Here is a 15099-nt window from a genome sequence, read left to right on the forward strand (position 1 = left end):
TTGCTTAATCGCTATTTGAATCACGTGCTGACTCGATGAGGTCACGAGGACGTGACTAAGCATTGCGGCGCATCCACGCGCTATGGCCCGGACGGCCAACCCTTTGCCTCCCGTATTCCTCGCCGCGACTATCGCGGCGCAGCCCTGCCTCACCAGCCAGGAGTCGAGAAATTCCCCGGGCCCTCAGGGTGCATCGGATCGGCGCCAAGGCCCATACGGCCGCGGGTTCCCGAATAATCGTAACGGTACCGGTCCCAGCCGTCCGTCGATCGGCCGCCGCTAAACCAGCTTGGCGGCGGATTCGGCGGAGGCCGAGACCCGTAATAACCTGACGGCGGATTAGTCTGCGCAAGCAATGCGCCCGATGCTGAGGCCAAGGCTATCGCTGCGACGACGATTCTAATTGGAGGCCTCATCCCGCTTTTCCTTTCAGCCGTCGATTTCCTGCCGATGAGTCCTAAAAAAGATTGGTTCGCGTTTCGGTCTCCTGACAAGGCAGGTCGACGCCCCTTACAATAGGCGTCGGATTTGGAGCCTGCGCCGCGCCGTGAGAGGCTGGCTATCTCTTCGTCAAGGCGCGCCTCTGTCGTCGCCGCCGCAGTCCCGGACCGCAGAAGACAAGGCGGAGCCGGGCCGGAGCGACGCCGAGCCTCGCTCGTGGCGCCGCGTCCCGACGCTGTCAAATCATATATTTACCGCCATTGATGGACAATGTCGCTCCGGTGATGAACCCTGCGTCCTCGCCAACCAAGAAAAGAACGCAGCGCGCAATTTCGTCGGGAGTCGCAAGCCTGCCGACGGGAATGCTCGCCACAATCTCTTTGAGGATCGCCTCCGGGACCGCCCGGACCATCTCCGTATCTGTATAGCCTGGAGCTATCGCGTTGGCGGTGATTCCCCTCGACGCTCCTTCAAGGGCGAGCGCCTTGGTGAAGCCGATGACCCCCGCCTTCGCGGCGGCGTAATTGGTCTGTCCGAATTGCCCTGACAAGGCGTTGATCGAACTGATGTTGACGATCCTTCCGAACTGGCGCTCACGCATTCCTTCTATCACCGCTCTACACGTATTGAAGCAGCCGCCGAGGTCCACGTCGATCACAGCGCGCCATTGGTCCAGCGTCATCTTGTGAAGCGAGCTGTCGCGCGTGATGCCGGCGTTGTTCACCAGGATGTCGACCGGCCCGATATCGCGCGTCACTGCGGCGATTCCTTTCTGCGTCGCCGCGAAATCCGCCACGTTCCACTCATAGGTCGGAATGGAACTTTGCCGACTGAAGGCGTCGGCTTCCGCCCCATTGCCGAAATAGGTCGCCGCGACGGAATAGCCGGCGGCCTTCAGACTTTTCGCCGTCGCCGCGCCAATGCCGCTGACGCCGCCAGTAACCAACGCAATCCTAGTCATAAAGGTCCTCTTCTTCTAAATCAGTCCGCGTCAATTTGCAGAACGTGGGGCAACCGACTTTGACGTCGATCATTTTGAGCCGATTTTCAACTCATTGCCTCAAAACACGGTATTTCGACCGCAGCGCCTTTGCATGCGCCCTGCAGCCGACAGGCCTTAGCATCCGCTTCATTGGCGAGTCGATTGCGAATTAACGCCTGCGGCTCCAAGGCGCGGCGAGAGTGGCTCAATCGCCTGCCGCCAGGGTTGACGTTGACATCGAAAGATCATTCGAAAGGCGTCGGGACGAGCGATCCAGACAAAGCGCCCCGCGGCTAGGTGGCGATGATCACTTTCAGCGCGCGCGTGTCGGCGGCGCGGCCGAATGTGTCATAGGCGTCGATGATTTCGTCGAGCGTAAACCTGTGAGTGATCAACCGGGTTGGGTCGATCTTCTTCGACTGCACCGTCCTGAGAAGCATGGGCGTCGTTACGGTATCGACCAATCTGGTTGTGATCGTAATATTCTGGGACCACAGCCGCTCCAGATGCAGATCGACCTTGGCGCCGTGCACGCCGACATTGGCGATGACGCCGCCGGGAGCGACAATTTCCTGGCAGATCAAGAAGGTGGCTGGGATGCCGACCGCCTCAATCGCCGTATCGACGCCTTGGCCTCCGGTGAGCGCCTTCACTTTCCCGGACACCTTGCCGTCGGCGCTATTGATCGTCTGGGTGGCCCCGAACCGGCGCGCGACATCGAGACGATTATCGTCGAGATCGATCATGACGATCTCGGCGGGAGAGTAAAATTGTGCGGTCAGCAGAGCCGCGAGGCCGATCGGCCCGGAGCCAATAATCGCCACGGTCGATCCGGGCGCGACCTTTCCGTTCAGCACGCCGCATTCGAAGCCGGTCGGCAGAATATCGCTGAGCATGACCAGCGCCTCCTCATCGGCGCCGTCAGGGACCGGATAGAGGCTGGTGTCGGCGTGGGGAATGCGGACATATTCGGCCTGTGTCCCGTCAATCTCATTGCCGAGAATCCAGCCGCCTGTCGTGCAGTGAGAGTACATGCCTCGGCGGCAATAATCGCACTTGCCACATGCGGAGATGCAGGAGATCAAAACGCGGTCTCCTGGCCGGAAGGCCGTCACCCCCTGCCCCACAGACGCAATGACTCCGACGCCCTCGTGACCAAGGATGCGGCCGGGCGCGCAGGTCGCCACGTCGCCCTTGAGAATATGGAGGTCAGTGCCGCAAATGGTCGTCTTGACCATTCTTACGATTGCGTCCCCCGGCGCCTGGATTTCAGGTTTGGGGCGCTCCTTGAGCGCCTTGAGGCCAGGTCCGCTGTATACGAGCGCTTTCATAAGGTCATCCGATTGGTTCGAAGATGCAGGCGAAAGGCACGCGCCATCGGCGGTTGCCCATCTTAACGCCGGGAAAGACGCTGTTCGCGAAATAAGACCAGCCCAATATCGCTGGCGCATTGACCGGGATCAAGCAGCGCCGGAAGGCGGCGCGCGCGTGAGATTTATCCCGCTGTGGCTCGCGATGGACGCCGCTCCCTGATCACGCATTGTTGATCGCGCTGAAGCGATCTCGTGAGCTTACGGCGAGAGTTGTGCGTAGGAACTCGGCAGATCGCCTATGCCTTCATCCGCGGATACATCTGCATGGCTTCGGCGACAAGGATCGCAGCAACAATCAAAACTTCCTGTGGGGCCTCAAACGCCGAGACCCCTCGAGCCGGGGCCGAGGCCTTGTTCGCGATATGCCGGGCGCCACGCCTGATGCGGAAATTCAGGCCGACTCAGAAGAAGAAGGTCGTGCCCAAGACGACAGCGTCCGTGCTGACGCCGTCTCCGGCCAGATTGCGCGAGAGGGAGTGGATCCACTCGCCCTGGAAGCTGACCCAGTCGGTGAATTTGTAGCGGGCGAAGGCAATTGTAGATGCATTCGAGGCGACGAGCGTGGCGTCACCGTAATAAGGCGAGTAATCGATCGCATTGCCCTTCAGGTAGCTGACGCCGTAGCTGCCCCCGATTGTCAAACGTTCAAAGAACGTATAACTGCCCTGCGCGTAAAAGCCAGATGACTTGCGCTTCTCGCCGTCGATGCTGGCGCCATCGAAATAAAGGGCCGTCGTCCCGAGGCCAACTCCGTAATAACCGTAGCCTACAAGGGTCACCGGACCCCAATCCAATCTAGCGCCGCCATCGACCGCAAGGGCGCGTACATTCGTGCCGGGCGTAAGAAAGACAGCATCCCCTTCTTCGGCCCGATGCTGCTGGGTAAGTCCATCAGTCCAGGCGGTCAATTTTATATCCGGCGCGATATTGCCGACATATTTCAGGTGCCCCTGAATGCCCGGCTGGTCATGCGCAGTCAGAGTGCCAGAGTAGGGCGTGACCGAATTAAAATAGCCTGCATTGTCATACTCCTGATAAGGCGTGAAGGCGCCGATTGAAGCCGTCAATCCGTAGAAATCCGGCGTCGTATAGGTGACCTGCGGAATCCAATCGGCATAGACGTAACCGAAGCCAATTCGGCCGAGGCTCGTATTGGAGGGACTTGCGTTGCCTGCAATCGTGCCGGCTCCGAAAATGGTGAAATCATTGAGAATGGCGTCCTGGCCGAACAAGCCGATGTCGCGGCCGATCTTGAGCGTGCCCAAGGTGGGCGTACCAATCGTGCCGAAGACCTGGCGAACGTCGACGCCGGGCGTGCCGAGCGCCACCGCAGCGCCGCCGCTATTGCCGTTCAAAAGGCCTACGTGGACGTTATTGCCGCCCGTGAAGAGCCCGAAGGTGACGCCAATATCATAGCCCATCTGATTGGTGGAAAGGTTTAGCGCCAAGGCGCTCGGAAGCAGGCCCGAGCGAATGGCCATGGAGTTGTTGACGGCGCTTCCGCCGCCAAGGCCGCCCGCAACGACGCCGGTCCCATGTTGCTTGAATTGCTCCGCTCCGAAGAAGACCAACTCGCCAGAAAGCCCGACGTCGACCTGCCCGATGCGCGCGCCAATGCCTTTGTCGAGGCGGGTGAGATATCGATCGTCCGGATTGATGACGACGACTTTTTCCGTTTTAGCCGGCGGTTTGGCGGCCTGCGCGGCGCGCTGTTCGACCTCAGCGGCATGGCGCGACGCCAACTTCTTGTATTCAGCCCTCGTCAGAATCCCCTTCGCCCTGAGCTGTTCGAGCAACTGATCTGTCGTATCCGCATACGAAGGGCAGACGCATGCGAGGCTTAATACGATTACGCCAACCGGCAATGCGCCAATTTTATTGCTCCATACGCGAAAGAACAAAGACAAGGCTTCTCTTGTTTTCGTCCGATCGTCCTTGGCGGCGTGAGCGGCGTCGCATGCATAATCCACATTATATGTGTCGGAGCGCGTAATGTCGCAGGGATCGATCGACCTCTCCTGCGATAGATTGTCCAAAGATCGAACAGCGGCCGCCTCCGACAATAGGCCTCCGATCGAGTCGCCATAGCGCAATTTGCGAGGCGAATCCTGAATGATGTTGCATTCTGGCTTGTGCATGGCGCACCCAATTGACGCAGGGCCAGCGCCGGATCTTCAGACCGTGTTGGCGCTTTCACATTTCTTCGTGCAGCGCTGTAGCGGAGTCATGGATCAGATCAGATAGTGCAGATTGTCGCGGATGACCCCGTGACTCGTTGTGGCGACTTCTCCGAATTCGCATTAGAAGAAGTCTAAAAGCTAAATCTATTCAAGCAATAAGGGCTTGTCATCGAACGATTTGACAGATGACCAGCGCAGTTCGACATGCAGTGTAGATGCCTGTGATGCGCTGGAATGTCGCAAGATTCGCAACCCAAGACGGTGAACTCAGTTGCGAATTCGTAGCCCTCCGGATCAATCACATCATGTTGATCGAGCAGTTGGCGCGGATGCCGGCTCTGTTGAATGACGGGATCCGCCACACGACCGCTTCAGCCGCGACTGGCGATGAGTCAATGTTGACAGTTTGCACAGCCAACGTTCGGCATGACGAATATCCGTGCAACCGGCCCTGTTTGTAGGCGCCATCTCTCTTGAATGGAAGGCGCAGCAAATTACGGGCGTATCTCGCACACACCAGCAAAACCGCTGACGCTACGCCTCCATAACTGTGGCCCTGAAGATGCATAGCTCTGGCCGACCGCGGCGGGATTGGCTTGGCCTATGCGACAGTCATCGTTAGAGCGCGTGCGGCGGGCCATAATTCGATGGGCGGCGTAGCAGTTTCGCTCGTCTCGCCGCGTAATCGACGTAGAGTTCTTGAGCGCTTTGGCGCATCGGCCACAAGCTTGCGCCGGGATCTAACGCCCAGAGGTCGTCGCCTCGGTTTCAAGGCGGCGGAGCGCATCCCTCGTGTCTATATCGATTTCGATCGCATCATCGTCGACCGAACATTCGATCACGCCCTCTCCTCCGGCCTCGACGAGACGGCGCGCGCCACGGTCGCCTTCAAGATGCGCGACAGCGACGAAAAGGCCCCTTCCAATCAGGACCGGATTGCCGCGCGAACCGCCGCGCACAGGCGCCACCGCGCGCGGCGCCTCGACCGAAGCCTCGAAGACCCGGATCAGCCGATCGATGAGCTCGCCTGAAATGCGCGGCATGTCGGCAAGAAGGATAACTGCGCCCGCCGCTGTTTTCGGCAATGCCGCGATCCCCGCCTTCAAGGAGCTCGAAAGGCCTGTTTGGTAGTGCGGATTGGCGATTAGAAACAGGTCGAGGCCGTCGAGCGCCGTCTCGACTTTCCCGGCGGCATGGCCGGTGACGACGAGGATGGGCCTTGCCCGCGAGGCGAGCGCGGCCTCGGCGACATAGCGAACCAAAGGCTTGCCGAAGAGAGGAGCGATGAGCTTCGTATCCTGCGGACCGGCATGGAAGCGCGACGACCGGCCGGCCGCCAGGATGATCGCCGCGATCTCAGCCATCGGCGGACGTCCCTCGCGCCGGGTGGGCGACAGTCTCCACCAGGAGGCCACCGACGCCCATCCGCTTGATGTCTTCGCTGCGCACGGGAATCCCTGCAAGGAGCCGGTCCAGCACGAAGTCGAATCCATTCTCTTTTGGCGAGCGGGCGCAGCCTGGAGCCCCAATGACAGGCTTTCCGTCGCCTTCGCCTGGAAGCGATCCGAGGAGAAGGAGATTGCCGGGATCGACGGGCATGCCAAAATGCTCCACCCGCCCGCCGGCTTTCTCGATGGCGCTCGGGACCACATCGCGCCGATCGGTGATGGCGGAGGCGCCGAAAATCACGATCAGGTCGCTCGCGCCTTCGATCCGGCGAAGCGCCGCTGTGAGCGGACCCGCCTCATGCGGCGTGCGTTCCTCGATCATGATTTTGCCGCCCGCGGGCGCAAGCCTTTCGTCTAGCGCGCGGAGCGCTTTCTCAACGGTCGAAGATTTCAAATCCGGCCGCAGGGTCGAGACGACGCCGATGCGAAGCGGACGGAACGGCGCCACGCGCAAGGGCGCTTCTGTGGCTGCAGCAATCGCGCGGTCGAGCAGGACGGCGGCGACCGCGAAGGGGATGATTTTCGCTGTTGCGACCATTTCCCCTTCGACGACTCGGCGGAACGGCTTCAAGGTGGCGATCGTGATGGTTTCATCGATCATGTTGACCCTATCGATGACCGCTGCGTCGACGATGAAGAGCCCGCTGCAGTTCGAGCGGAGATTGCAGCGGCCCGTGAAGGCCATGTCGACATTCAGATGAGCGCCCGCGAGCGCTTCCGCGAGACGGCGCGCCGCCTCGTTCTCGTCCACCTCTCCGGCCTCGAGGCGCGCGCCGAGAATTTCATCGACGCCGGCGGCCTGCAGGCCGGCGATCTGGCCGGCGCCGATCCATTCGCCCTTTTTCAAGGTGAGCCCCGAATGCCTGATCGCGCGGGCGAGAACGACGCCGTCGCTTTCAGCGACGGGAACTGGTCCGAATTTCACGCGGCCTTCTCCGTTTCGGCGCGCAAGGACTTGCGGCGTAGGGCGGCGACGATCTCACCGAGGATCGCGACCGCGATTTCAGCGGGGCTCACCGCGCCAATGTCGAGCCCGATGGGGGCGTGAATGCGCCCGAGCTCCCTTTCACCGAAGCCTTCCGCGCGCATCCGATCCAGCCTCTTCGCATGCGTCTTCGACGACCCAAGCGCGCCTATATAGAAGCAATCGGCGCGCAGGGCGCGGATGAGGCCTTGATCGTCGATGCGCGGGTCATGAGTCAGCAGCGCCATGGCGGTATAGCGATCGAGCTGCAAGAGCGGCAGCGCCGCTTCGGGCCATTCGGCGATAAGCCGCGCATCGGGAAAGCGCTCCGGCGTCGCGAAGGCCGTGCGCGGATCGACGACGACCATGTCGAAGCCCACGAGGCTGGCGATCGGCGCAAGCGCCTGCGCAATATGGACGGCGCCGATCGCGACAAGCCGCGTCGCTGGAGTCTGAGCCGCGAGAAAGAACGCTTTGCCGCCCCAGGCCGCCATACCGCTTTTTCCGAGCCGCAGCCGCTCGCCCAGAATATCGGCCATGGGATCAGCGGCGAGATCCGTAGCGCGGACAAGGCGCTGCTCGCCAGACGCAATGTCGGTCACAAGCACGCAAGGACGCCTTGCGGCGCGCTCACCGTTGAAGGCTGCAAGGAGATCCGCCCGGTTCGCGTCAACGCTTTCGACATACACCTTGATCCGCCCGCCGCAGGAAAGGCCGACGCGCCAAGCCGTCTCGTCGGCGACGCCGAATTCCAGCATTCGACGGCCGCCGTCCCCGATCACATCCAGCGCTTCGGCGATCACGTCGCCCTCGACGCAGCCGCCGGAAACGGAGCCAAGGAAATTGCCCTCGCCATCGATGACGAGATGGCTGCCGACGGGCCGGGGCGCCGACCCCCAGGTCTCGACGACGGTCGCAAGAGCGACCCCGCGACCCGCCTCCTTCCATTCTTGCGCTTTGCGAAGAATGTCTTCATCGGACGCAAGCATGCAGAGCCTCGCTCATTCCAAACACGGACGACATCAGCATAGGAGAAACTCCCGTTCACGTCTCATATTCCGGGACTCGTCTGCGACAAGGCCGCGCAGATCGGCGGCTGGAAAGCGCCGGCGGCGTGGACGTGGCCCACAAGGCAACATGCGTGGCCATAGAGGCCGAGGCCCAGCAAAAGCGCCCCTGTCGAACCGAGGATCTTACCAAGCCAGCCTTGCAGGAAGCCGCCGATCGAAGCTAAAATCTTCGCGAGCCAGCCTTCCTTGCTTGCCGTATCGGCGGGGGCTTGCGCCTCCGCCGGCTTGCCGACGACGGAGCCGAATTTCTCGAAAAAATCTCCCGCGAGCTTTTTCGCGGTGCTGTCGATCAGGCGTCCGCCGAGCTGAGCCAATTTACCGCCAATATCCGCCTTCGCCGTATAATTCAGAATAGTCGCCTTGCCATCCGCCTCGAGCCTGACCTGGGCGCCGCCTTTCGCGAACCCGGCGGCGCCGCCCGAGCCTTCGCCGGTGATCGTATAGCCGTTCGGCGGATCGAGGTCGGAAAGCGTAACCATGCCGATGAAGGAAGCTTTCACCGGCCCGACCCTCAACGTCACTGTGGCGCGCATCTGCGTGTCGGAAAGCTTCTCGATCGTTTCGCAGCCAGGGATGCATTGCTTCAGCACGTCGACGTTATTTAGCGCGGCGTAGACCTTTTCACGCGGCGCCTCGATTCTTTGAGTCCCGGTCATATCCATGTAGCAGCTCCTATTCCTTGACGGCGACTTGCAGCTCGGATCGATGTCCGCGCCGTCTCGCCTCGATGATTTCAGCCAGGATAGAAAACGCGATTTCGTCAGGCGTGATCGCCCCGATATCGAGCCCGGCGGGCGCCTTGAAGGCCTTGAGCCGCTCGGCGTCGAAGCCGATCTGCGCCAGCTCTTGGCGCAACGCCTCCGCCTTCTTGCGCGAGCCGACAAAGGCGACATAGGCGGAGGAGGCTTTGAGCGCCGCTTTAAGCGCCGCGCTATCCCCTTTGCCTTGCGTTGCGACCACAATGAAACCGGCGCCGCCATATTGGCCTGGCGGCTCGAAACCATCGGCGAGAACATCGACTTCGCCATAATCCGCGTGATCGCTCGCCGGAGCGCAGACAATCACGAAAAAGCCGAACCGCTGGGCGAGATCGGCCAGCGCGACCCCGACCGGCGAGCTGCCGAGGATCACGATTTGCGGATGCGGCAAAACAGGCTCGACGAAAATATCCATCGTGCCTCGGCTCGGACACATGTTCTTGGCGAATTCTATTCCCTCGCGCGCCTCGCCCGCCGCAACGCCAAGCTGGTCGAGGAGATCCTTCGGCTGCACGCTGATGAGGCGCGGCTCGCCGTCCTTGATCGCATCGCGGGCGGCGCGCAGCACGGCGCCGCGGGCGCAGCCGCCGCCGATCCAGCCGGCGGATATGACGCCGTCGTCCCGAATGATAGCCTTGGCGCCAGCCTTCGCCGCAGTCGCCGCGACGGTGCGGACCACGGTCGCAAGGGCGAAGGGTTCGCCCTTCGCCCTCAGATTGCTGACAAGCTCCAGGAGGTCGGTCCTTATCATGGTCACAATCTCGCGAGGTAGGGTTCGAGCGCGATGAGGCTTTCGAGGTTATGCGCTGGCGCGAAGAGATCGACGAAAGGCAAGGCCGCCTTCATGCCGCGCGCTTCCGGCGAATAATCCCGCCAGCCGAGCATCGGATTGAGCCAGGCGATGCGACGACAGCGCTGGCGCAGGGCGCGCATCTCGGCGCCGAGCTTGATCGGGTCGCCGGTGTCATAGCCGTCCGAGACGATCATGACGGCGGTTCGCGAATGGATCACGCGACGCGCGTGCCAGCGATTGAATGTCGCGAGGCTGTCGCCGATCCGCGTGCCGCCGCCCATGCCCGTCGATATAAGGGAGAGACGGTCAACCGCGCGCGCCGCATCCCTGTCTCGTAGCGCCGACGAAACATGAGTAAGCCGCGTGTGAAACACGAAAGCCTCCGCTTCGTAGAACGCATCGAGGGCGCCGTGCATGAAGCGCAAGAACATAGGCGCGTAAAGGCTCATGGAGCCGGAGGCGTCGAGAAGAATGACAAGCCGCAGCGGCTTCTCCTTCCGGCGCCGGTGGAAGAGCTCGATCGGCGCGCCGCCATAGGAAATGCTGTGATGGATGGTGCGGCGAAAATCGAGGCGCTGGCCGGATCGACGAACGCGGTGACGGCGGGTAAGGCGCGCGCGCATCGAACGGGCGAGCCGTTCAGCCAAAGCATAGGCGGCCTCAAGCTCCAAGGGATCGATGATGTGGCGAAAGTCGGTCTTGGCCAGGCTTTCCGCGATGGAGGCGCCTTCGCGACGGCCCCGCCCGTTGGCTGACTCCGTCTCATCGGGCGTGCGCTCAACCCTGTCGGGTTCGCCGGATGTCTCAAGGGACTCGCTCGCCGCGAAGGGGGCGCTCGGCGCGGCCCGACTGTCTTTTGTCGAACCGCTGCTGCGCAGCGCCGACTTGACGCCGCGCGCAAGCCAAAAGGCGGCGAAGATTTCATCGAACCTTTCCCAATCGGAGCGAGAGCCGCAGAATAGCGCCTTGAAGGCTTGACGCAGCAGCGAGGGCCGCGTCGCGACAGGATCCGCGAGAAGCGCAAGGGCGTCCTCGGTCTCCGCGAAGCCCGTCGCGAAGCCATTGTCGCGCAAGGTCCGGACGAAGGCGACAAGGCGATGGCGCATCGCTTCGCCCGCGCCTCCTTCATCGGAAATTTCGGACGCCAGCGCAGCCATGAGTCTAAGCCACCCTCCCAAGAAGCCGGTCGCTCACCTCGCGCGACAGTCTGGCTTTGTCCTCGGCGGTTTTCACGAGGCACATCAAGGTTTCGTAAACAACTTCGGGATTGTCGTGCAGCCTCTGCACCCCGAGGCCGACAAGCGCCGCGGCCCAATCGAGCGTCTCAGCGACGCCCGGAGTCTTGCGCAAATCTTCCTTGCGGACGGCGTCGACCATGGTCGCGATCTGCAGCGCCAGCGACGCGTCCACGCCAGGGAGTCGCGCGAGAAGAATGCGCGCCTCACGGTCAATATCGGGGAAGTCGACATAGTGGTACAGACAACGGCGGCGCAGAGCGTCCGACAGTTCACGCGTGCCGTTCGACGTCAAAATCACGCGTGGAATCGAGATGGCGGCCACAGTTCCAAGCTCCGGGATCGAGATTTGGAAATCAGAAAGAAGTTCGAAGAGAAAGGCTTCGAACTCCTCATCCGCGCGGTCGATTTCATCAATCAGCAGGACCGGCGAGCGTTCTTGCCGGATCGCCGCCAGGAGCGGCCGCTCGAGCAGATAGCGTTCAGAAAAGATGTGCTCCTCGATATTGTCTGGATCGTCTCCCTCGCGCGCCTTGATCGCGAGCAACTGACGCTGATAGTTCCATTCGAAAAGGGCGGCGTTCTGATCCAGGCCTTCATAGCATTGTAGACGGATCAGTTTCGTATTGTGCAGACTGGCCAACGCGCGCGCGACTTCGGTCTTGCCCACGCCCGCCTCGCCCTCCAGCAAGAGCGGGCGGCGGAGCATATCCATCAGCCAGAGCGCAGTCGCGAGATCACGGTCGGCGATATAGCCGCAGGCGGCGAGGCCCTGGGCGATTTTTTCGCGAGACGTGGCGTTCGGCATCGGCCTTCACCTGAAGGAGAGCGTTGACGGCGCGAGAAGACTCATATGGCGATGAAATCACGGTCTTCCAGCAGCGGGCGGGCGAAGGGGAGGCGCTTCGCCCGCCCGCGGATCACGCATGCAGCCCAAGCCGATCCGCCACCGACCAGAGCCGCCATGCGTCATGCGGCATTTGAATATGTCCGGCCTCCAGGAATGCGAAAGCGTCATTGACCGCATTGGAGAAGCATGGAACCCCTCCTACATGCGGGCTTTCTCCGACGCCCTTGGCGCCAATCGGATGATGCGGCGAAGGCGTGACAGTGAAATCGGTTTCCCACTTCGGCGTCTCGACGGCAGTCGGCAGGAAGAAATCCATGAACGAGGCGCCCATCACATTTCCTTGCGCGTCATAGCTGATCTCCTGGCCCATCGAGACCGCGAAGGCTTCGGTAAGGCCGCCGTGAACCTGGCCCTCGATGATCATCGGGTTGATGCGCGTGCCGCAATCATCGAGAGCGTAAAACCGCCGCGTCTTGGCGACGCCAGTGTCCACATCGATATCCATGACGCAGACATAGGCGCCGAACGGATAGGTCATGTTGGGCGGATCGTAATAGTTCACCGCCTCGAGGCCAGGCTCCATCCCGGGCGGCAGGTTATTGTAGGCCGCCCATGCGATTTCTTTCATGGTCTTGAACTTTTCCGGCAGGCCCTTCACCCGGAAACGATCGATGTCCCATTCGACGTCATATTCTGACACTTCGAGCAGATGCGCGGCGATCATCTGCGCCTTCGCCCTTATCTTCCGCGCGGCCACCGCAGTCGCCGCCCCGGCTACAGGAGTGGAGCGCGAACCATAGGTGCCGAGACCATAGGGGGCGGTGTCGGTGTTCCCTTCCTCGATGGTGATGTCGTCAGCTGGAATGCCGAGTTCCGTGGCGATGATCTGGGCGTAAGTCGTCTCGTGGCCTTGGCCCTGGCTCTTGGTGCCCATTCGGGCCACGATCGAGCCGGTCGGATGGATGCGAATCTCGGCGGAATCGAACATGCCGACGCCAAGAATGTCGCAATTGCGCGACGGGCCGGCGCCGACGATTTCGGTGAAGAAGGCGACGCCGACGCCCATTAATTGGCGCGTCTCGCCGCGGCTGAAGGCTTCCTGTATCGCCTTCTGCTCGGCGCGCAACGCCGAATAGCCCACGGCGTCCATCACCTTTTGCATGGCGAAATGGTAGTTGCCGCTGTCATATTCCCAGCCGAGCGCCGAATGATAAGGAAATTGCTCGGCCCTGATGAAGTTCTTCATTCGCAATTCTACGGAATCCATCCCGAGTCTATGGGCCAGGACTTCGATCGCGCGCTCAATGGCGTAAACGGCTTCCGTCACCCGGAAGGAGCAACGATAAGCGACGCCGCCCGACGCCTTGTTGGTGTAGACGCCGTCGACCTCCAGATGCGCGACAGGTATGTCATAGGAGCCCGTGCAGATGTTCATGAACCCGGCGGGCCATTTCGAAGGGTCGGCGCAGGCGTCGAAGGCGCCATGATCCGCAAGCACGTGGATGCGCATCGCCAGGATCTTGCCGTCCTTCGTCGCCGCCAGCTCCGTCGTCATGTGATAGTCGCGGGCGAAAGAGGTTGTCGATAGATTCTCCATCCGGTCTTCGACCCATTTTACCGGAACGCCGAGGACGATCGACGCGACGACCGAGCAGACATAGCCTGGATAGACTCCGACCTTATTGCCGAAGCCGCCGCCGATGTCGGGCGCGATCACATGGATTTTATGCTCCGCTATCCCCGACAACAAGGATACGACGGTGCGCACCACATGCGGGGCCTGGAACGTTCCCCAAATGGTCAGCTCGCCCTTGACCTTATCCATCGAAGCGACGCATTGGCAGGTCTCAAGCGGGGACGGATGCGTGCGATGATAGGTGAACAGATCCTTTGTGACGACCTCGGCATTAGCGAACACCGCATCGGTCGCCGGCTTATCGCCCACCTGCCAATTGAAAATATGGTTGTAGTGCTTGCGTTCGCCGTGCGGGCCTACCCGCTTTTCCTTGAGGTCCTCGCGCAGCAGCGGCGCGTCCGGCGCCATGGCCTGAAATGGATCGACCACAACCGGCAGCGCCTCGTATTCGACATCCACTAGCTCGATCGCATCCGCCGCGATATAGCGGTCCTCGGCGACCACAAAGGCGATCTCCTGATTCTGGAAGAGAACCTTTTCGTCCGCCAGCACGGCCGCGACATCGCCGGCGAGGGTCGGCATGTAATGGAGATTCAGCGGCTTGAGATCGGCGGCGGTCAAGACCGCCTTGACGCCGGGAAGCGCCAAAGCTTTCGATGCGTCGATGCTCTTGATTCGCGCATGCGCATGCGATGATCGAACGAAATCGCCGAACAACATGCCTGGCAGCTTGACGTCGTCGACATAATTGCCGCGGCCTTGCGTGAAGCGAATGTCCTCGGTGCGCTTCCGCTTGCACCCCATGCCCTGAAGGACTTCGGCGCGCTCGGCTTGAGTGCGAATCATCTCGTTCATTCCGCAGCCTCCTGGTAGGGCGCGCCATTGATCGTCGCGGCGGCGTATTGGATGGATTTGACGATATTCTGATACCCGGTGCAGCGGCATAGATTGCCGGAAATGCCTGATCGAATTTCGTCCTCCGTGGGGTTTGGGTTTTCCTTCAGCAAGCGATGCGCCCGCATGATCATGCCAGGCGTGCAATAGCCGCATTGCAGGCCGTGCATCTGGCGAAAGCCTTCCTGCAACGGATGCAGCGCGCCGTCGGGCGAAGCCATCCCTTCGATCGTCGTGATTTCGGCGCCATTCGCCTGGACCGCGAACAAGGTGCAGGATTTGACCGACATCGCATTGAGGTCAACCGTGCAGGCGCCGCAATGGCTCGTGTCGCAGCCGATATGCGCGCCGGTGAGCCCGACCTGTTCGCGCAAGAAGTGAATGAGGAGCGTCCGGGGCTCGACCAGAGCCTCGACAGCGCGCCCGTTGATTGTCATTTTGACGTGAACCTTCGACATCCCGTCTCTCCGCTTCG

12 protein-coding genes are annotated in these 15099 nt (G+C 61.4%); all 12 read right to left on the reverse strand.

The window, feature by feature from the left end; translation table 11 throughout:
* Nucleotides 1–679: 679 nt before the first annotated feature.
* Nucleotides 680–1402, reverse strand: a complete 723-nt coding sequence (gene phbB, locus RZS28_RS06180; protein WP_407340453.1) for an acetoacetyl-CoA reductase — start codon at nt 1400–1402, stop codon at nt 680–682.
* A 314-nt stretch (nt 1403–1716) separates the two neighbouring features.
* Nucleotides 1717–2754: a zinc-dependent alcohol dehydrogenase family protein gene (locus RZS28_RS06185; protein ID WP_407340454.1), complete on the reverse strand. Its 1038-nt coding sequence runs from the start codon at nt 2752–2754 to the stop codon at nt 1717–1719.
* A gap of 443 nt (nt 2755–3197) precedes the next feature.
* Complete coding sequence (locus RZS28_RS06190) at nt 3198–4934, reverse strand: porin (protein ID WP_407340455.1); 1737 nt, start codon at nt 4932–4934, stop codon at nt 3198–3200.
* Nucleotides 4935–5716: 782 nt separating this feature from the next.
* The gene (locus RZS28_RS06195; protein WP_407340456.1) at nt 5717–6340 is read right to left on the reverse strand and encodes an NTP transferase domain-containing protein; all 624 of its coding nucleotides are present in this window, start codon (nt 6338–6340) and stop codon (nt 5717–5719) included.
* Complete coding sequence (locus RZS28_RS06200) at nt 6333–7349, reverse strand: molybdopterin-binding protein (protein ID WP_407340457.1); 1017 nt, start codon at nt 7347–7349, stop codon at nt 6333–6335. Before RZS28_RS06200 ends, RZS28_RS06195 begins: the two co-directional genes overlap by 8 nt.
* Nucleotides 7346–8377, reverse strand: coding sequence for an XdhC family protein (locus RZS28_RS06205; RefSeq protein ID WP_407340458.1), 1032 nt, complete (start codon nt 8375–8377; stop codon nt 7346–7348). The genes RZS28_RS06200 and RZS28_RS06205 overlap by 4 nt, the downstream gene beginning before the upstream one ends.
* Before the next feature lie 62 nt (nt 8378–8439).
* Nucleotides 8440–9120, reverse strand: a complete 681-nt coding sequence (locus RZS28_RS06210; RefSeq protein WP_407340460.1) for an SRPBCC family protein — start codon at nt 9118–9120, stop codon at nt 8440–8442.
* 10 nt (nt 9121–9130) lie between these two features.
* Nucleotides 9131–9967: an XdhC family protein gene (locus tag RZS28_RS06215; RefSeq protein WP_407340461.1), complete on the reverse strand. Its 837-nt coding sequence runs from the start codon at nt 9965–9967 to the stop codon at nt 9131–9133.
* Between the two features lie 2 nt (nt 9968–9969).
* Nucleotides 9970–11166: a vWA domain-containing protein gene (locus RZS28_RS06220; protein WP_407340462.1), complete on the reverse strand. Its 1197-nt coding sequence runs from the start codon at nt 11164–11166 to the stop codon at nt 9970–9972.
* 4 nt (nt 11167–11170) lie between these two features.
* On the reverse strand, nt 11171–12052 hold the full coding sequence (locus RZS28_RS06225) for an AAA family ATPase (RefSeq protein WP_407340463.1): 882 nt from the start codon (nt 12050–12052) through the stop codon (nt 11171–11173).
* A 112-nt stretch (nt 12053–12164) separates the two neighbouring features.
* Nucleotides 12165–14585, reverse strand: a complete 2421-nt coding sequence (locus RZS28_RS06230) for an aerobic carbon-monoxide dehydrogenase large subunit (RefSeq protein WP_407340464.1) — start codon at nt 14583–14585, stop codon at nt 12165–12167.
* The gene (locus tag RZS28_RS06235) at nt 14582–15082 is read right to left on the reverse strand and encodes a 2Fe-2S iron-sulfur cluster-binding protein (protein WP_407340465.1); all 501 of its coding nucleotides are present in this window, start codon (nt 15080–15082) and stop codon (nt 14582–14584) included. Before RZS28_RS06235 ends, RZS28_RS06230 begins: the two co-directional genes overlap by 4 nt.
* Nucleotides 15083–15099 lie beyond the last annotated feature (17 nt).

This window comes from Methylocapsa polymorpha (genome assembly GCF_045689225.1).
Lineage (GTDB): Bacteria > Pseudomonadota > Alphaproteobacteria > Rhizobiales > Beijerinckiaceae > Methylocapsa > Methylocapsa polymorpha.

Bases quoted from the DNA above. Each gene is read 5' to 3' on its own strand.
- phbB (WP_407340453.1), bottom strand. From the start codon at position 1,402: ATGACTAGGATTGCGTTGGTTACTGGCGGCGTCAGCGGCATTGGCGCG.
- RZS28_RS06185 (WP_407340454.1), bottom strand. From the start codon at position 2,754: ATGAAAGCGCTCGTATACAGCGGACCTGGCCTCAAGGCGCTCAAGGAG.
- RZS28_RS06190 (WP_407340455.1), bottom strand. From the start codon at position 4,934: ATGCACAAGCCAGAATGCAACATCATTCAGGATTCGCCTCGCAAATTG.
- RZS28_RS06195 (WP_407340456.1), bottom strand. From the start codon at position 6,340: ATGGCTGAGATCGCGGCGATCATCCTGGCGGCCGGCCGGTCGTCGCGC.
- RZS28_RS06205 (WP_407340458.1), bottom strand. From the start codon at position 8,377: ATGCTTGCGTCCGATGAAGACATTCTTCGCAAAGCGCAAGAATGGAAG.
- RZS28_RS06210 (WP_407340460.1), bottom strand. From the start codon at position 9,120: ATGGATATGACCGGGACTCAAAGAATCGAGGCGCCGCGTGAAAAGGTC.
- RZS28_RS06215 (WP_407340461.1), bottom strand. From the start codon at position 9,967: ATGATAAGGACCGACCTCCTGGAGCTTGTCAGCAATCTGAGGGCGAAG.
- RZS28_RS06220 (WP_407340462.1), bottom strand. From the start codon at position 11,166: ATGGCTGCGCTGGCGTCCGAAATTTCCGATGAAGGAGGCGCGGGCGAA.
- RZS28_RS06225 (WP_407340463.1), bottom strand. From the start codon at position 12,052: ATGCCGAACGCCACGTCTCGCGAAAAAATCGCCCAGGGCCTCGCCGCC.
- RZS28_RS06230 (WP_407340464.1), bottom strand. From the start codon at position 14,585: ATGAACGAGATGATTCGCACTCAAGCCGAGCGCGCCGAAGTCCTTCAG.
- RZS28_RS06235 (WP_407340465.1), bottom strand. From the start codon at position 15,082: ATGTCGAAGGTTCACGTCAAAATGACAATCAACGGGCGCGCTGTCGAG.